The organism is Pseudomonas sp. WC2 (assembly GCF_050586545.1).
Lineage (GTDB): Bacteria > Pseudomonadota > Gammaproteobacteria > Pseudomonadales > Pseudomonadaceae > Aquipseudomonas.
In genome coordinates this window covers 1-18069 of sequence record NZ_JBOBDR010000009.1, presented here as the reverse complement: position 1 = coordinate 18069, position 18069 = coordinate 1, and the positions used below count along the sequence as shown (strand labels likewise).

15 protein-coding genes are annotated in these 18069 nt (G+C 60.0%); 8 read left to right on the top strand and 7 right to left on the bottom strand.

What is annotated here, in order from left to right; translation table 11 throughout:
• Window positions 1–115 precede the first annotated feature (115 nt).
• Window positions 116–1486 (top strand): gluconate:H+ symporter, encoded by a 1371-nt coding sequence (locus ACQ4OE_RS12695; protein WP_122595493.1) that lies wholly within the window; start codon window positions 116–118, stop codon window positions 1484–1486.
• Between the two features lie 39 nt (window positions 1487–1525).
• Here the strand turns inward: ACQ4OE_RS12695 and ACQ4OE_RS12690 are convergent, their stop codons facing one another.
• Window positions 1526–2839, bottom strand: coding sequence for an MFS transporter (locus ACQ4OE_RS12690; RefSeq protein ID WP_430946833.1), 1314 nt, complete (start codon window positions 2837–2839; stop codon window positions 1526–1528).
• A 352-nt stretch (window positions 2840–3191) separates the two neighbouring features.
• Here ACQ4OE_RS12690 and ACQ4OE_RS12685 point away from each other — a divergent pair, with 352 nt between their 5' ends.
• From ACQ4OE_RS12685 to ACQ4OE_RS12675, 3 genes are all read left to right on the top strand, one after another.
• Complete coding sequence (locus ACQ4OE_RS12685) at window positions 3192–4610, top strand: short-chain fatty acid transporter (protein ID WP_430946832.1); 1419 nt, start codon at window positions 3192–3194, stop codon at window positions 4608–4610.
• Window positions 4611–4776: 166 nt separating this feature from the next.
• Window positions 4777–5958: a hypothetical protein gene (locus ACQ4OE_RS12680; protein ID WP_430946831.1), complete on the top strand. Its 1182-nt coding sequence runs from the start codon at window positions 4777–4779 to the stop codon at window positions 5956–5958.
• A 174-nt stretch (window positions 5959–6132) separates the two neighbouring features.
• Complete coding sequence (locus ACQ4OE_RS12675; protein ID WP_430946830.1) at window positions 6133–6657, top strand: SET domain-containing protein-lysine N-methyltransferase; 525 nt, start codon at window positions 6133–6135, stop codon at window positions 6655–6657.
• A 6-nt stretch (window positions 6658–6663) separates the two neighbouring features.
• Here the strand turns inward: ACQ4OE_RS12675 and can are convergent, their stop codons facing one another.
• The gene (gene can / locus ACQ4OE_RS12670) at window positions 6664–7308 is read right to left on the bottom strand and encodes a carbonate dehydratase (RefSeq protein WP_095190641.1); all 645 of its coding nucleotides are present in this window, start codon (window positions 7306–7308) and stop codon (window positions 6664–6666) included.
• Between the two features lie 141 nt (window positions 7309–7449).
• On the opposite strand from can, the gene ACQ4OE_RS12665 reads away from it, so the two are divergent.
• Complete coding sequence (locus tag ACQ4OE_RS12665; RefSeq protein WP_430946829.1) at window positions 7450–7854, top strand: serine kinase/phosphatase; 405 nt, start codon at window positions 7450–7452, stop codon at window positions 7852–7854.
• 131 nt (window positions 7855–7985) lie between these two features.
• On the opposite strand, the gene rimI is transcribed toward ACQ4OE_RS12665, so the two are convergent.
• Together rimI and ACQ4OE_RS12655 are read right to left on the bottom strand one after the other, a co-directional pair.
• Entirely contained in the window at window positions 7986–8438 is a 453-nt protein-coding gene (rimI, locus tag ACQ4OE_RS12660) for a ribosomal protein S18-alanine N-acetyltransferase (protein ID WP_430946828.1), read from the bottom strand.
• Window positions 8431–9177 (bottom strand): energy transducer TonB, encoded by a 747-nt coding sequence (locus ACQ4OE_RS12655; RefSeq protein WP_430946940.1) that lies wholly within the window; start codon window positions 9175–9177, stop codon window positions 8431–8433. The genes rimI and ACQ4OE_RS12655 overlap by 8 nt, the downstream gene beginning before the upstream one ends.
• Before the next feature lie 232 nt (window positions 9178–9409).
• Here ACQ4OE_RS12655 and mksB point away from each other — a divergent pair, with 232 nt between their 5' ends.
• The 3 genes from mksB to mksF are packed head-to-tail and all read left to right on the top strand — an operon-like array spanning window position 9410 to window position 14215.
• Entirely contained in the window at window positions 9410–10687 is a 1278-nt protein-coding gene (gene mksB, locus ACQ4OE_RS12650) for an Mks condensin complex protein MksB (RefSeq protein WP_430946827.1), read from the top strand.
• The gene (gene mksE / locus ACQ4OE_RS12645) at window positions 10677–11378 is read left to right on the top strand and encodes an Mks condensin complex protein MksE (RefSeq protein ID WP_166221109.1); all 702 of its coding nucleotides are present in this window, start codon (window positions 10677–10679) and stop codon (window positions 11376–11378) included. Before mksB ends, mksE begins: the two co-directional genes overlap by 11 nt.
• Window positions 11375–14215, top strand: coding sequence for an Mks condensin complex protein MksF (gene mksF / locus ACQ4OE_RS12640; RefSeq protein WP_430946826.1), 2841 nt, complete (start codon window positions 11375–11377; stop codon window positions 14213–14215). The genes mksE and mksF overlap by 4 nt, the downstream gene beginning before the upstream one ends.
• Before the next feature lie 204 nt (window positions 14216–14419).
• Here mksF and ACQ4OE_RS12635 read toward each other — a convergent pair whose 3' ends face one another.
• The 3 genes from ACQ4OE_RS12635 to ACQ4OE_RS12625 are packed head-to-tail and all read right to left on the bottom strand — an operon-like array spanning window position 14420 to window position 17985.
• Window positions 14420–16723, bottom strand: coding sequence for an intermembrane transport protein PqiB (locus ACQ4OE_RS12635; protein ID WP_430946825.1), 2304 nt, complete (start codon window positions 16721–16723; stop codon window positions 14420–14422).
• Window positions 16716–17339 (bottom strand): paraquat-inducible protein A, encoded by a 624-nt coding sequence (locus ACQ4OE_RS12630; RefSeq protein WP_122595509.1) that lies wholly within the window; start codon window positions 17337–17339, stop codon window positions 16716–16718. Before ACQ4OE_RS12630 ends, ACQ4OE_RS12635 begins: the two co-directional genes overlap by 8 nt.
• On the bottom strand, window positions 17326–17985 hold the full coding sequence (locus tag ACQ4OE_RS12625; RefSeq protein WP_007912972.1) for a paraquat-inducible protein A: 660 nt from the start codon (window positions 17983–17985) through the stop codon (window positions 17326–17328). The genes ACQ4OE_RS12630 and ACQ4OE_RS12625 overlap by 14 nt, the downstream gene beginning before the upstream one ends.
• Window positions 17986–18069 lie beyond the last annotated feature (84 nt).

Here is an 18069-nt window from a genome sequence, read left to right as displayed (position 1 = left end):
TGAAGCCGCCACCGCCAGGCAATAAAACCGGGCGCTCTAGCCCGGCCATATCAGGTATCCTCAAGGCAAATTGCAACAACATGTTGCAGCTATCCGCCCGATAAGGAGTTCCGTTTTGGATTTATCGACCGCTGCCTGGATGGTCCACGACACCCGCCTGATTCTCTGCTGCCTGCTGGCCATTGCGACGATCATCGTGTTGATCAGCGCCACCAAACTGCCGCCCTTTCTATCGATCCTGATCGGCACATTCATTGCCGGTGTCGGCGCCGGCTTACCACCCGAAGAAGTGGCCAAGGCATTCAGCAAAGGCGCGGGGGCAATTCTGGGTGAGGCCGGGATCATCATTGCGCTGGGTTCGATGCTCGGTGCACTGATGGCCGAGTCCGGCGCCGCCGACCGCATTGCTTCGACCTTGCTCGGGCTGGGCAAAGGCAAGTCGCTGCCGTGGGTGATGGCGCTGGTGGCGATGGTGATCGGCCTGCCGCTGTTCTTTGAAGTGGGACTGGTGATGATGGTGCCGATCATCTTCGTCATGGCTCGCCGTTCGGGTCAGCCGTTGTTGAAAATCGCCATTCCGGCGCTGGCCGGGATGACCACCCTGCACGCGCTGATGCCGCCGCATCCCGGGCCGTTGATCGCCGTCAGCGCGCTGCATGCCGACCTTGGCCTGACCATGTTGCTGGGCTTCAGCATTGCCATCCCGGCGGTGATTCTGGCCGGTCCGCTGTACGGCAACTGGTTGTCGAAACGCATGCATGTCGAGGAGCCGGCCGAGCTCGGCGCCCTCTTCAGTGCGCCGCCGAAAGCGCCGCGCCAGCCGAGTTTCGGCATATCGCTATTGATCATTCTGCTGCCCGTATTGCTGATGCTCGGCAGCACTCTGGCGAAAGTTGCGATGAACCCCGAAAGCAGCGTCGCCCTGAGCCTGAAGTTCCTCGGCGAACCGCTGGTGGCGCTGAGCATTGCCGTAATGGCGGCGGTGATCTGCCTCGGCTGGGCCAATGGCATGCCCCGCGAAGACGTCGGCGGCACCCTGCGCAAAAGCCTTGCGCCGATTGCTGTGTTGTTGCTGACCATCGGCGCGGGTGGCGGTTTGAAGCAGACCTTGCTGGATGCCGGCATCAGCCAGACCATCAGCAAAGTCGCCGAAGGTGCGCACATGCCGTACCTGTTACTGGCCTGGCTGATTGCCGTGGCCTTGCGTCAAGCGACCGGCTCGGCGACGGTGGCCACGACCACGACGGCGGGGATTCTGGCGCCGATGATGGCGGGACTCGCGGCGACGCAAAGTTCGCTGGTGGCGCTGGCGATTGGCGCCGGCTCGGTGTTCTTCTGCCACGTCAACGATGCGGGCTTCTGGATGGTCCGCGAGTACTTTGGCTTGCAGCTGAAACAGACGATCTGGGTCTGGTCGATCCTGCAAACCATCGTCTCGGTGGTCGGGCTGGTGGGGACGTTGTTGTGGTGGCATTGGTTGACCTGACGGCCCCGGCGGGTTGGCGCCGAGTCCGCTAACCCGCCTTCAGGAACAGGGCGCCACGGATTGGCTGCCGACACGCGGCATGCGCCGACCGAAATACGCCGCGCTGACGATACCGACCGCGCCCATCACCGCGCAGAACATCACGCAGATCCACGGGCTCCACGGCATCAGACCGATCAGCAATAGCGGTGTGATGCTCGCCCAAATGGCGTAGGCAATGTTGTAGGTAAAGGAAATGCCCGACACGCGAATACGCGCCGGGAACAACCCGACCATCACCGACGGCACCGCGCCGACCACACCGCACGCCAGACCGGCCACCGCGTAAGCCAGTCCTACCCATTGACCGCCCGTGATCAGGCAGCCGTAGAGCACACCGATACCGAGTGGCAGCATCAGGCTGTAGAGCATGACCGTGCGCCACGCGCCGAGACGATCGACCAGCAACCCCGCGATCACGCAGCCGATATTGAGAAACACGATGCCCAGCGCGCTGAGGGCAAAGGTGTGGCTGGCGCTCATGCCGAAGGTTTTCTGCATCATCGTCGGCGTAATGACGACGAACACCACCACCGCCGAGGTCAGCACGCAGGTCAGCAGCATCGCTGGCAGCATCGCCAGACGATGCTCACGCAGCACCGTGCGCAATGGCAGTTCGACCCGCGCCTCACGCTGCGCCTCCATCGCCATGAACACCGGAGTTTCGCTCAGCCAGCGTCGTAGGTAGACGCCGATCACGCCGAATACACCGCCAAGCAGGAACGGATAGCGCCAGGCGTAATCGAGGATTTCCGCCGGGGTGAAGACTTGCGCCAGAAACGTCGCGGTCAAGGCGCCGATCAGATAACCGAAGGTCAACCCGGCCTGCAAAAAGCCCAAAGCGTAACCGCGATGCCCGCTGGGCGCGTGCTCGGCGACGAACACCCAGGCGCTCGGCACTTCACCGCCGACCGCCGCGCCCTGCAGGATGCGCAGCGCCAGCAATAACAGCGGCGCGAAGTAACCGATCTGCGCATAGGTCGGCATGATCCCGATCAGCAGGCACGGCAGCGCCATCATCAGAATGCTCAGGCTGAAGACTTTCTTGCGCCCGAGTTTGTCGGCGAAATGCGCCATCAGGATTCCGCCCAGCGGCCGCGCCAGGTAACCGGTGACGAAAATCCCGAAGCTTTGCAGCAGACGCAGCCACTCGGGCATTTCCGGCGGGAAGAACAGCTGGCTGAGGGTCAGGGCGAAGAAGACGAAGATGATGAAATCGTAGATTTCCAGCGCGCCGCCAAGGGCCGCAAGGCCGAGGGTCTTGTAGTCGGAACGGCTGAACGGCGCGGGTTTGGCCGTGGATTGGGCAGTCATGGCAAAGAACTCTGAATCAGGCAAAAAACCAAGGCGCCCATGGTCTACGCAAATGCGCGGATGAACAACCCGTTAGACCATAGTCCCGGTTTTGCAAAACCCGCTCACAAAGCGTCGGCAGTTGAATTACTGTTAAGCCCTGTCTAGCGGGACTACACCGGCGCCTGCCAAACGCAGTGGATCCCTTGTGGGAGCGAGCCTGCTCGCGAAAGCGTCAGTTCAGGCAACTATGATGCTGAGCGTGCCGACCTCTTGGCGAGCAGGCTCGCTACCACAAGGAGTCTCTGTGTTGCGTAGGTGGGTGATTGCTCCTGCAAAACCACAATAACCATAAAAAATCCGAGGTACTCCCGTGGCCGTTGATATCGAAGATAGCCGCTCTGCGCGCTTCGCCCTGCGCTGTTCAAACTTCGCCGAACGCTGGTTCCCCGATTCCTGGGTGTTCGCTGCGCTGGCCGTGATCATCGTCGCCTTGGCCACGCTGGCCATGGGCGCCAAACCCACCGATGCGGCGATGGCCTTCGGTGACGGGTTCTGGAGCCTGATTCCGTTCACCATGCAGATGGCCTTCGTGGTGATTGGCGGCTACGTGGTCGCCAGTTCGCCGCCCGCTGTAAAACTGATTGATCGTCTGGCGCGGATTCCGAAAAACGGCCGTTCCGCCGTGGCGTGGGTCGCGTTGATTTCGATGCTCGCGTCCCTGCTCAACTGGGGCTTGTCGCTGGTCTTCGGCGGTTTGCTGGTGCGCGCCCTCGCCCGCCGCACCGACTTGAAAATGGACTACCGTGCTGCCGGCGCTGCAGCGTATCTGGGTCTCGGCGCGGTATGGGCGCTGGGCCTGTCGTCGTCGGCTGCTCAATTGCAGGCCAACCCCGCCAGCCTGCCGCCGTCGATCCTGTCGATCACCGGGGTGATTCCGTTCACCGAAACGATTTTCCTCTGGCAGTCCGGCGTGATGCTGCTAGCGCTGATCGTGATCTCGATCATCATCGCCTACGCCACTGCGCCCGGGCCAAACTCGGCGCGGGACGCCAAGGCCTGTGGGATCGACCCGGCCTTCAACCTGCCACCGCTGCAACCGCGCACCCGCCCCGGTGAGTGGCTTGAACACAGTCCGCTGCTGATCATCGTGCTGGTGCTTTTGGCGGCGGGATGGCTGTTCCATGAGTTCTCGACCAAACCGGCGATCACCGCGATTTCCGGCCTGAACACTTACAATTTCCTGTTCATCATGCTCGGCGCATTGCTGCACTGGCGCCCGCGCAGCTTCCTCGATGCCATGGCCCGCGCGGTGCCGACCACCACCGGCGTGTTGATCCAGTTTCCGTTATACGGCTCGATCGCTGCGCTGATGACCACGGTCAAAGGCGCCGATGCGCAGACCCTGGCGCACCACATCTCGACATTCTTCGTCAGCATCGCGTCGCACGACACCTATGCGCTGCTGATGGGCGTGTACTCGGCAATACTCGGCTTCTTCATCCCGTCCGGCGGCGGCAAGTGGATCATCGAAGCGCCGTACGTGATGCAGGTTGCCAACGATCTGCAATACCACCTCGGCTGGGCGGTGCAGATTTACAACGCCGCCGAAGCACTGCCGAACCTGATCAACCCTTTTTACATGCTGCCGCTGCTCGGTGTACTCGGGTTGAAGGCGCGGGATCTGATTGGCTTCTCGTTCGTGCAACTGCTGGTGCACACGCCGCTGGTGCTGGTTTTGCTGTGGGCACTGGGGACGACATTGGCGTATACGCCGCCAGTGATGCCGTAATTTGAAGGGGTTGCACCTGCCTTGGGGCGGGTGCGATCAGCTCCAGGCAATCACCGAGCCGATTTTCAATCACTGCGTAACTCAATGGCTTTTCTGTCGATCACCGCTGATCCACTATGACGCGCCCCCCGACTCACCGGGAACCCACGCTGAAAAGGATCTGAGCATGTTCAAACTCGCAGGACTTATTCCCACAACACTGACCCTCGCCGCACTCACATTGAGTGCATCGGCCCACGCCGATGTCGATCTGAAACTCGGCAGCAGCGAGCGCGTCACCCGCCTCTTCGCCTATCCCAACAACTGCAGCGTGATTTGTTTCCGCAACTGGACGCTGGAGCAGACCGTCGCCCACTACTTGAATCAAAGCGTACAGCGCGACGGTTATGCCGATGCCAAAGTGCGGGTGAAAACCGACAATGGTCAGCTCTACGCCGAGATCACCGGTGTGCCGAAGGGTTACGACAAACCGCTGACCGCGCTACTCGATGCCGGGGATCTGGCCTACACCGGCGCCAGCAAACTGAATGCCGACGGTAAATGGGCCTATAGCTGGTACCTGTTCCTGCCGCTGGGAATGGCCCTGGAAAACCGTAAGAGCGTCGAACTGCTGCACTTTCCCCCCGACTATTCGTTGACCCAAGCGCAAGATTATCTGCGTTCGAACACCACCGACCGTTGGGCCGAACTGCTTACGGACAACGGTATCCCGGCGGCGCAAACGCCGGCCTACCAGACCATTGTCGACATCGCGCCGATTGCCGCGCCGTCCAACGCTGGCAAAGATCTGGAAGGCGTTTACGACTACTTCAAGGACTATCAGACCAGCATGGTCAAGCAGGTTAGCCAGAACGCCAGCGGTGCCGCGTTGCCGATGGTTGCGTTTGGTGCGCCGGTGCGTAACTGGATCAAACAGCAATACGGGCCGACCGTGAACGTTCTGGGTTTAGCGACGATCAACCCGAGCGACGGCGTCAAAGTGCCGGTGCTTGGTTCCAACCATCCGAGCTACATCTGGTACGCCGCTGACCCGGCGAGCTACGACGGCGACCAGGCCAAAGCCGATGCGGCGGGCCTGAAAGTCATGGGACAGGATTTGAGTGCAGCCTGCTGGCAGGCCGGAATGGGCAGTAAACCGGGCGGCGACGCGCAGAAAACCCTCAGCGACTGCACGCAGACGTGGCAAGTGACGCAAAAGGTCAAAACCTGCGAGCTGTTTTACACCTCGATTCGTGACCTGACGGCTGAACAGGCAGCGGCCCAATGCGCGACCGCGCCGATCAAGACTCAGCTGCAACAGCTCAAGGCGCCCTTGCCCGCCGCGACTGTCGCCGCCCCTCACCTTTAATCGTCTCGATCCGCTTCCTGCGTCGGCAATGGCTGACGCGAGGAAGCGGCTATTTCGCCTGTCAGATCTGACAGTAGACGCGCTGTATCAGATAAGAGACGCTTGGATCCAATCTCGGCGTTTTCTGGCATGAGTTCAGGATTTGGGAGCAACATCCGACAAATAGGGACATTTATGCACAATCAGGCGTTTCATGAGCATTCGCCCCGCGATACGGAAGGGATTTACCCGTTCGCCGGACTCCCCGTACGCTTGGGGTTTCCCTCCAGCGCTGACTACCGCATCGTCTTCGATGACCAGGGCATCGCCTCGGCGGTGGAAGCTCGCCGGGAGTTCATGCGTATCAGTCGGATGTGCCGGGTTTCCGGGCAATTGCTGCCCTATCGCTGTCGACAGACCCGGCAACTGCACACCGGCGTCCATATTTACGACCCACGCTTTTTCGGCCTGCTGGAGCACTCCTGCGACCCGAACGTGTTTCTCGACATGAGTGAGTTATGGCTGTGGGCGTTGAAAGATATCCGCAGCGGCGAGCGCCTGACCATGGATTACGCCACCACCGAAGACAAACTGTTGCGCCAGTTCGCCTGCGGTTGTGGCTCGCCGAGCTGCCGTGGGTGGATCACCGGATACGACGAACCACCCAATATCGAAGGTCAGTGCTTTTTCCAGCGCTGGCGCTACTCGGGCCAACGCTGAAATGCCTTACACCGCACCGACCGGACGCAAACGGTATTGCGGCGGCAGTTGCTCGAAACCACTGATGGTCGTATTCAGGCTCTTCCAGCGACCGTCCTTGATGCCGTAGATGCACCCATGGATCGACAGGCTCTGCCCGCGATGCCAGGCGTTCTGGATGATGCTGGTGTGGGCGACGTTGGCCACTTGCTGCACCACGTTCAGTTCGCAGAGACGATCGACCTGTTCTTCTTCGGTCGGCAGCTTGGCCAGCTCTTCACGTTTTTCGTAGTACAGATCGCGGATCGAACGCAGCCAGCCATCAATCAGACCGAACTGGCGATCCTGCATCGAGGCGCGCACACCGCCGCAACCGTAGTGGCCGGTCACCAGAATGTGCTTAACCTTGAGCACATCAACCGCGTACTGGATCACCGACAGGCAGTTAAGGTCAGTGTGCAGCACCACGTTGGCAACATTGCGGTGAACGAACAGATCGCCCGGCAACATGCCGACGATTTCGTTGGCCGGGACGCGTGCGTCGGAACAGCCGATCCACAGATATTCCGGCGTTTGCTGACGTGCCAGCTTGGCGAAGAAATCCGGGTCTTCCTTGGTGATCGCGTCAGCCCAACGCTCGTTGTTATCAATCAGGTCTTGTAAGTCATGCATGCTGTAAGGCCTCAAGAAAGATGCGCTGGTATGACAGTCGACCGCCCGTCGGGGTCACGCTTGAGCAGAAAGTGATTTCGTTGGAATTCTCGTGTGCCCGGTGAGTCCACCTAAGTAAGGCCCACAGTATGAGGATTTGCCATGACTGATTCACGACGCCCTTACGATGCGGTGCAACCCGAACCCATCGATGATAACGAAGACCGCATGGGTTCGGTGCATGAGCTGGATTTCGATGAAGACGAGCCGAGCGCGAAGATTGGTGATGAGATCCCGGAGCGTGAGCGCGAGCAATTGATGCCCACTGAGCGCGTGCGTGAGGCGGGTCTCACTGGGGCATCGACCGCTGATCATGAACCGACTGACGATGACATGAGCCCGGAAACGCTGATCCACGAGGACGGCGCGCGGGATGCCCAGGAAGCCGGGGAAGGCAATCCGGCAGATTGGGATTTGAGCCTGGTCGATGAAGATGATATCGGCGGCGGCAATGGACTGGATGAGGCAGAGCTGGCGCGGCGCGATCCGCTGGATGGCAACCGCTGATCATCGTTGCCTGCTATGACGCCTTCGCGAGCAAGCTCGCTCCCACAGAGATCCGGGTTGATTACGCTATTTGTGAACCAACCGAAATCTCCTGTGGGAGCCAGCTCTGCTGGCGATGCTTTTAAAACGGCTCAGTCAACCAGGGTGCAGGCCATGACCACTGCATCTTCACGCCCACCTACCGCCGGATAGTAATCCCGACGCCGGCCAATCTCGTTGAAACCATAGCGCTCGTACAAGCGGAACGCCGAGCGATTGCTGTCACGCACTTCGAGAAAACACTCCCGCGCTTCAGCCGCATAGGCGCGCGACATCAGATGCTCAAGAAGCGTTAGCCCCAGCCCTCGCCCCTGATTTTCCGGTTTGACCGTGATGTTGAGCAGATGCGCTTCATCGAGAATGATCTGCACCACGCCATGGCCGACCTGTTGCTGACCTTCGAACATCAGCCAGATCTGGTATTTGCCCAAGCCGTCGAGAAAAATCCCCCGAGTCCACGGATGGCTGTACGCGGCGTACTCGATTTTCAGCACGTTTTCCAGATCCGCCTCGGTCATTGGGCGGAACGATACAGCGTCACTCATTGATTTCTTTCCAGCGCGCCATCAGCCGACGCATGGCTTGCCACACAGCGGCTTTGCGCTGTGGCTCTTCCATTAACAATTCCAGACCGGGAATGGCCCAGGCCAGGCCCAGACCTTCGATCTGCAATTCACGATTGAAGGCTTCAGCGTCCACCTCACCGGCAAAGCGCAACGCTGGCAGGCCGATCAGCCAAAGACAGGCGCACGGCGCCGCTTCCATTTGTACCGACAGGAAACCCTGGACGAAGTCGCGCGCCGCTTCCGGGCCTTGATCCATGTTGCCGCGATTGAGCCAGGGCCAGCGCACCGGCTCGCCGACGATCTGCGGCGCATCCGGCAGACCGGCGGCGCGCAGCATGTCTTTGAGCAACAAATAGGCCGGATCACGGCTCTGGAACGCTTCGCCTGTGGGTAACTCGACCAACAGCAGGCAACGCCCGGCCCGCAGTAATTGCAGGGCGAAACGCGGTGGCGGCACTGGCGCCGGTTTGGCCACGACGGGGGTGTCGTCAGCCGCTTCCACCGGTTTGGCGCTGGTTCGTGTGTTGGTCGACGAAGGGCGCGGTACTTCGATCTTCGCTCGTTCGCTCGGACGCGCGGCAGGCTGCACCGGCGCTTCGGCCTGTGGCGCGAGCACCAGCGGGGCCTCTACCTCGGGCTCGGGCATGGCCAGCAGCTCGGGCCGTGACGGCGCGGCGAAAGGCAATTCGGTGCGCGGCAGCCAGTTGACCACCTGCATGGCGTTCAAATAGGCGCGGCGGCGGGACTCGATTAGCAAGGGTCGGCCACTTGTGGATAACTGAAGTGCGCTGATTCTACCGCCCTTCGCTCAAGATCGCCCGTTGTTGATCGATAGACTTGATCAACGTCTTCCTCAGCGAGAAAAGCGACAGTCCGTCCCGAGAGTGAATCGCATCCTTCGTGATGCAGTACAATCGCCGCTTTTCATTGCCAACCAGCCGGGCATTCCGATGATCGAACCCAAGCGCGTCTTGCGCGCCCTCGCTGAACACTGGGCGCTTCTGGAGCCTTTGTGCGAGCACTTCGACCAAGGCACATTGAGCCTCAACGAACTGCGCGCGCAACTGGCCGCCCAACAACTGGACAGCACGCCGCAGGACATCACCAGCCTGCTCGACGTGTGGATTCGCCTCGATATTCTGATTCCGGTGGCGAAAAGCCCGAACCGTTTCGAGCTGAACGCACAGATTCACGACTTCCTCGCGTATCTGCGGCGTGAACACCGTTTGGGCCTGTGCCTGGAAATCGAAGCCTATCTGCGCCACCTCGAACGTCTGGCCGGTTACATCCAGGACGCGTTCGACATCCGCGACGGTCACGACCTCGCCCGCCAGTTGCGTTTGCTCGACATGCGCGTGCGTGACGTGCTGAAGAAACTCGACAACGACGAACAGGCGCTGGTGGCAGTGGCCGAACGCGCGAAGACCAGCGACCGGCAGATTCCATTGCGTCAGCGTTACGCCGAAGTGCTGGCGACGTGGGACGAATATGTCGAGCCGATGATCGATCTGGTGAACGCCGACGGCGCCTTCGAACAAGGCGTGCGCAAAGTCGAAACCGTGTTGCTGAAGATGCTCAGCGAACAGCAGCGCCTCGGCCATTTGGTCGATGACGACATGCTGCTGCGCACCCACGCGCGCATTCTCGAAATGCAGACCAGCGCGCAACTGACTCTGCGTCATGCCCGCGAGCTGCTGCTGCCGCTGCGTGAAGAAGCGCGCCGGCACAACGCCGTGACCCGCGGCGCCGCACTCGCACTGGCAGCGATTCGCCGCAAAGGCATCGACGCCGTGCCGCAAGCGGCGATGCCGCTGTTCACCCGCCCGCAAAGCACTTTCCTCGGCAGCGCCAGTCAGGTCGAAGCCTACGTTTATGCCTTGGCGCGTTTCGAGCCGAAACCGGCACGTTTCCCGAAAGCGCACAAAACCCAGAAAGGCGAAGCCCCACGTGCACCACGCACCGTGCGCGAGATGGTCGACCGCTGCGAAGAAGCCTTGCCGATGCCGGATCTGATGACCTGGCTGCTGGAGCAGGAACCGGACGGCGCCACCGACGAATTGCTCTACTGGTTCTCGCGCCTGTCGCGGGAAAAACGCTTCAAGCGCGAGCGTCTGGAACGCCGCGAATACCACACTCACGAGCATCAGGTCAGCCTGCGCTCCTTCGCCCTGCTCTCGGCCAGCGATACCGCCGCCGAGAATTCCGCGAGCATCCCCAATGCATCTTGATCTTTCCGAACTGTCGCAACTCGCGCCGATCTTCCGTGAGCTGTTCAAGGGTTACCACGTCAGCCGCCGCGACCCGGAGCTGTACGCACAACTGTCGAATTTCCAGGATCAATACCGCACGCTGTTCAAGGCGCTGGGGTTTGAACTGGTCTGCGACACCCGTGGTTTCTATTACTTCGTACCGGACATGGCCGCCGCCGCAGTGAACAAAACTGCGCAGCGTCTGGCGCTGTTCACTTTCATCCTCGTCGAGCATCTGGCCGATCAGGGCCGCGACCCGATTGCCGTGCTCGATGGCGGCAGTCTCGGCCGCGAAGAGTTGCCGTCGCTGCTGGAGAAATACCGCGACCTGTTCATTCAGGCCGAAGTGCAGACCGTTGAAGAACTCGAAGAAAAGATCATGCGCCGCATGACTCAACTCGGTTTCGCCGGCGAAGAAAACGGTGTTTACCGCTTCCTGCCGCCGATGCACCGTTTCCTCGACGTGTGTCTGTCGGTGCAGCAAGACCGCGATCTCGCGGCCAGCGTGCACAGCGTATTGCCGCTGCCAGCGCCGGTGCTGATCGACGAAGCGGCGGAAGCCAAATTCCTCGAAACCGACGATCCGCTCGATCTTTCAGAGTTTGAGGAAGAGAGCGAAGAAGACGCACTGGCCCGCGCCATTGCCGAAGAACAGGAGTCCGACGCATGAGCCAGGAACGCTACGGCATCCGCCGCTTTGCCCTTTTGAACACCGCCGGTTACAGCCTAGGCCTGTTCCCGCTGGAAGAACCGTTGTCGGTTTACGGCGCGAACAACCTCGGTAAATCGGCGTCGATCAACGCCCTGCAGTTCCCGATTCTGGCGCGCATGTCGGACATGAGTTTCGGCAAGTACAGCCTCGAACAATCGCGGCGTTTCTACTTCGCTTCCGACACCAGTTACATCCTCGTCGAAGTGAACCTGCCCCACGGTCCGCACGTGATCGGCGTGGTCGGTCGCGGCCCGGGCGGTGGTTTCGGCCACCAGTTCTTCGCCTACGCAGGCAAGCTCGATCTGGCGCATTACCAGAAAAACGACACCTGCCTGCGTCAGAAAGAGCTGTTCAGCAACCTTGAGAAGGAAGGCCTGAAGGCCTACGAACTCAAGCCGGATGAACTGCGTCGTTTACTGGTCGGCGGTCACACGTCGATTCCTTTGGATCTGACGTTGATTCCGCTGCGCTCCACCAGCGAGCAGAGTCTGAAGACCTTCCGTGCGTTGTTCATCAACCTGCTGCACATGCGCGAAATCACTGCGGCCAAGTTGAAGCAGTTATTCCTCGACGCCTTCGAACACAGCCTGCGTTCCGGCAGCGTCGATTACATCGCCGCGTGCGAAGAAGCCTTCCGCGATGTACGTCGTATGGAACAGGACTACAACTCGCTGGTCGCGGCCGGCCCGTTGGTTGAAGCCTTGGCCAACGGCGTGAAACAGCGCGACGTGCTGCGCGGCAAACTGCATCGGCTGTCGCCGCTGCTCGACTCGCTGCTCGGCACCTGGTCGGACTACGCCAGTGCGCGCAAAGAAGAACTGACCATTCAGGCCGACCACTACCGTGGCGAGCAGGACAGTCTGCAAAACGATCAGCGCGGCGGCACTCAAGAACTGATGCGTCTGGAGCGGGAAATTTCCGGCATCCAGCGTTGGCTCGGCGAGCTGTCGGTGTTGAAGAATCGTTTTGCTTTGGTCGATGACGTCAAAGTGCTGGAGCAACAGTTGCTCGCGGCCAAAGACGCCCACGACGAACTGGCCGGTGCCTTGGCGCAATCGCGTCAGTTCAGTGCCGAAGATCTCGAAGAGCGTCTGCGCGATCTGGAAAAACGCCTGAAGTCGGTGAAGCTGCAACTCGATCACGCCGACAACAACAGCTACGCCCGCCTGCGTGAAGAATTCTCGCAACAGGACGTCGAGCGTCTGATGCGCCTGTTCAACAGCGCGCTGTTCAGCCTGCCGTTGGGCGAACACGGCATCACCCTCGACGACGACGGCGAGTGGGTCAAATCGGTTGAGCTGATTCTCGATGGCTTCAAGGGCGAGCGCTTCGAAGTGCCGGGGCTGTCGATCGACATCTCCAATATCGAACCGCCGGCGCTGCAAGCACTGGCCGACCGCGCCGCGTTGCGCGATCAGAAGGAGCGTCTGGAAAAAGAACTCAAGCAACTCAAAACCCAGCAAGCCGTGGCCGCCGACCGTGCCGCGAGCAAGACCCAGACCGAAGCGCTGTACCAGCAAGTGCTGGACGCGCAGAAGGCGCTGGAAGATTTCCGCCGCACGCAGACCCTGAGCGCCGAAGAAAGCGACAAGCTCGAGCAATTGGCGCAGATGGAAGGCGCGCAGGACGAACTCAAGCGTTCCAGCGATGCCTTCACCGAGCGCGTCCAGCAACTGTCGGCCAAGCTGCAACTGGTTGGCCGACAGATTGCCGACATGGAAGCCAAGCAACGCACCCTCGACGATGCGCTGCGCCGCCGTCAGTTGTTGCCGGCGGATCTGCCGTTCGGGACGCCGTTCATGGATCCGGTCGACGATTCGATGGACAACCTGTTGCCACTGCTCAACGACTATCAGGACAGCTGGCAAGGCTTGCTGCGCGCTGACGGTCAGATCGAAGCGCTGTATGCGCAAGTACGCCTCAAAGGCGTGGCCAAGTTCGACAGCGAAGACGACATGGAACGCCGGCTCTCGCTGCTGATCAACGCTTACGCGCACCGTACCGATGAAGCATTGACGCTGGGCAAGGCGCGTCGTGCCGCGGTTACCGACATCGCTCGTACGCTGCGTAACATTCGCAGCGACTACGACAGCCTCGAGCACCAGTTGGCGCTGTTCAACCGCGAGATCAACAAGCGTCAGGTCTCCAACCTGCAGAGCTTCCGCATCGTCCTCGCGCCGAACAAGGAAGCCCTCAAGCACATCGACCAGATCATCCACAGCGCCGGTCAGTACGAAGAAGGCGAAACCCTGTCGGTGTTCGATCTGAGCCAAAGCGCCGAACAGGACAACAAGAACGAAGAGGCCAAGGAATACCTGGCACGGCTGGTGGCAGCGAACCACAACCAGCTCGGCCTCAAGGATTTGTTCGAACTGGCGTTCGAGATCACCAAGGTCAACGGCCAACCGGTGATCCACACCGACATCGACGGCGCGGCGTCCAACGGTACGACCATGACCATCAAGGCGCTGACCAACATGTACTTGTTGCTGCACTTGATGGATCGCGATCTGGCCGGTCGCGTGCGTCTGCCGTACTACCTCGACGAGGCGGCGGACATCGACGAGAAGAACCAGGCGGCGCTGCTGGAAACCAGTCTGCAACTGGGCTTCGTGCCGATTCTGGCCAGCGTGAAACCGCAGGTCTGCGCCAGTGTCGCGATCGATCTGGAAGGCGGCAGCGGCCCGGCGGGGATCTACATCGATGAGGCGGACTGGAAGTACATCCGTCGTCATGATGTGGTGAGGGCGACGCTGAATGTTGAGGCGGATGAACCGGAGCTGGATGCGGTTTGATCGGCGTTAGCTGAAGGCAAAAAAAGGGCCGCGATCTGTTTGGATCGCGGCCCTTTTTTATGGCTTGGGATTTGTGCTGATCTTGCGGCCTCTTCGCTAGCAGGTAGATCGTCGCACCGTCGCTCCCACGTTGAAACGCATTCCAAATGTGGGAGCGAGCCTGCTCGCGAAGGCGTCCAGACAGACGCCACATTAGCTACCTGATTACTTACCGAGCGAAATCTTCGGCGCCCACGTCAGCCACTCATCCTCAAATTTGTCGAACAACGGGAACGTCTGCTCGGCCCGCGCCTGGCTGCCCATGCGCTCGCCATCCGGCGTAGCAAAAGCAATCCCACCCTGAATCGCCGTCTCCAGCGACTCGGTTCGCACTGTCAGGCCGTTGAACAAACCGATATCAAACCCGACTCCGCTGGTGTTCCAGAAGCGGCTGCCGCTGCGCACCAAAGGCGCGTATTTCGGCTCGATCAGAATGTGCACCAACACGCGATCGGCGGTCTGGCCCAGTTCGTAGCCCGTCACCTTACCGACAGTGATTTCACGGTAAGTCACTGGCACACCCGGTTTCAACGAACCACGGCGAGCGGCGCTCAGTACCAGGCTCAGACCCGCCTCCTGCTTGGTCACTTCCGGCGCATTGGCCAACGCTACGAAGTTTTTCTGTGGGCCAAGATTCTTGGCCGCCGGTTGCACTTCGATGTACTTGCCGGTCACCAGGGTTTCCAGATTTTCGGTCTTGATCAAGCCGAGCTCAGGCTTAACCACCCAGAACTGGCTGCCGATCCGCGCGATCTTTTCCGGCACTTCAGTGATGCGCGCGGTAAGGATGACCGATTGCAGATCGTCAGTCAGATCAACGCTTTCGATCTTGCCGACATCCAGCCCTTTGAAGCGAACCGGCGTGCCGCTGCTGAGACCGTCGGCGCGATCGACTTTGATCGTCACGACGCTGCCTTTTTTACTGGCGTCGTCATGATTGTCGAACAGACGGAAACGCGGGATGCGCTTCTGCAGCGGCGCCTTGGCTTGCGGCGTTTCAAAGGCAATACCGCCAGCCATCAAGGTTTGCAGCGACTCACTCTTCACTTGAATCCCGCCGGTCAAACCGCCAGTGAGCGTTACACCGCTGACGTTCCAGAAACGTGTCGAGGCGTTGACCAGGCTTTCGTATTCCTTTTCGATGTGCACACCGACGATGATCTGTTTGCGCGTCTTGGAGAACTGATAGCTCTGTACCGAACCGACTTTGACCTGCTTGTACAGAATCGGACTGCCGACATCGATCGAGCCGAGGGTATCGGTGAACAACACCAAGTGCAGGCCCGGTGAACGCAGATCGAGTGGCGGCGCTTTCGGCCGTGCTTCGAACTCACGTTTCGGTGCAGCACCTTTGTCACCCGGACGCACGGCGATGTAGTTACCTTTCACCAGCGCTTCGAGGCCGGTAATACCGGCGAGGGAAATCGACGGTTTGACCACCCAGAACTGCGTGCCGTCGACCAGATAGTCTTCGGCCAGTGGATCAAGGGTCAGCTCGGCGGTGGCGCTGTTCAGGTCTGGATCGACCTTCAGCGCTTTCAGATTGCCGACCTGAATGCCTTTGTACATCACCGGCGTGCGACCCGCCTGCAGGCCTTCGAAGTCGCTGAGTTTGACCTTCACGCGAATCCCGGCAGCGGCGGCGTCGAAGTCCTCATAGAGACGGAACGGCAGGCTTGGATCAGTCGGCGGACTGTCCTTGCGGTTTTCCGGCGTGGCGAAGGCGATACCGCCGGCGACGATGCTGGCCAGCGACTCGCTGCGCACTTTCACGCCGGACAGGTTGGCGTCGATGCTGATGCCGCTGGCGTTCCAGAAACGCGTGTGTTTGCGCACCAGTTTGGCGTAGGTCGGCTCGATGAAGACCTTGAGTTCGACAGTGCTTTGGTCTTCCGAGAGCAGGTAGCTTTTGACCTGGCCGACCTTGATCTGCTTATAGAACACCGGGCTGCCACGGCTCAGTGAACCGAGACGATCAGCCTTGATGGTCAGGTGCAGGCCTGGCTTGGCGTCGGACAGCGGCGGCTCTTCGGAAAGTGCCTTGAATTTGCGGGTCGGCTCGCCTTCACCAGGACTGATGGCGACGTAGTTACCCGAAACCAGGGTCTCAAGCCCTGTGATACCGGCCAGGGTGACGCTCGGTTTGACCAGCCAGAAGCGCGTGCTGGTCTTGAGATATTGCTCGACGTCCTTGTTCATCTCCACGGTGGCGATCACGCCTTTGGAGTTGCCTTCGTCATCGAGCTTGAGCGTCTTGACCTTACCGACCGACATGCCTTTGTACATGACTTCGGTCTTGTTGGCCTGGATGCCTTCGCCACTCTCGAAGCGGACCTGGATCTCGATACCGGTTTCGGAATAGGCACGCCAGCCGAGCCAGCCGCCGATGATCAGGGCGATCAGAGGCAGGACCCAAATGGCAGACCAGTTCGAGGCCGGTCGGGTTTTCGCTACGGGCAAATCAGTCATGGTCGTCGTCCGACTCCGTGTTATCCCAAATCAGTCGGGGATCGAAAGTTACTGCGGCGAGCATCGTCAGAATCACCACACTGGCGAAAGCGATGGCGCCAAGATTGGCTTCGACACTGGCAAGCCGGCCGAAGTTGACGACCGCCACCAGAATGGCGATCACGAAAATATCGAGCATCGACCAGCGACCGATGAACTCGATGAAGCGATACATCCAGATGCGCTGACGGGCCGACAACGGCTGGCGCCGTTGCACCGAAAACAGCAGCAGCGCGATGCCGACCAGTTTGAACGTCGGCACCAGAATACTGGCGATGAACACCACGGCCGCAATCGGAATCATGCCGTGCTGCACGAGTTGGATCACGCCGGACATGATGGTGCTTGGATCACCCTGGCCCAGAGAGCTGACCGTCATGATCGGCAACACGTTGGCCGGGATATAGATGATCGCCGCGGTAATCAGCAGTGCCCACGTACGGGTGAGGCTGTTTGGACGGCGAGCGTGAACCAATGCACCGCAGCGGGTGCAAGTTTGCTCGTCGTTATCTGCGTCCTGTCTGTTCAACTCGTGGCATTCGGTGCACGTCAGAATGCCTGCATCAATCGCCCGCATGTGCATCTTCCCCTGATAACGCCTGCCAGATCTGATGCGGTGACATCACCACCTCAAGCCATACCTGCACCAACAACAATCCAATAAAACACGCCAAGCCGAGACCGACGGTGATAGCTGCCATGTCCGCCAGTTTGACGATCGCTACCAGTACGCCCATGAGGTAAACCTCGAGCATTCCCCAGTCTTTGAGGTGGTGGTAAATGCGATATAGCAGCAAGCCGTAACTGCGGCCCACATTGAAACGAATCGTCAATAACACGAACAACTGGCACAGCAATTTGAGCAGCGGAATGGCCATGCTGCACAGGAACACAACAATTGACACACCCTGCATGTCGGTGTTGAAGAGGCCGAGCACGCCACTCCAGACCGTATCCTGAGAGGATTGCCCGAGGATATTGAGTTGCATAATGGGTAAAAAGTTTGCCGGGATGTACAGCAATAATGCTGCGATCACCAAGGCAAGGCTGCGCTGCACCACGTTGTGGCGATGGGCATATAACTCGTAACCGCAGCGTGGACAGAGGGCTTTCTCGCCGTGGGCAAGCGTTGGCTTGCGCATCAGCAGGTCGCACTCGTGACAGGCCACCAGGTCTTCCAGCGGTAAATCTGACAGCCCGGGGGCGTCAACCGACTCTGACATAAAGGCTCTGGCTCCGAATAAGGTGAGGCTATTCTAGTGTTCTGATTCGAAAATAACTGTGCAAATTTGTTCGTTATCTCGAGC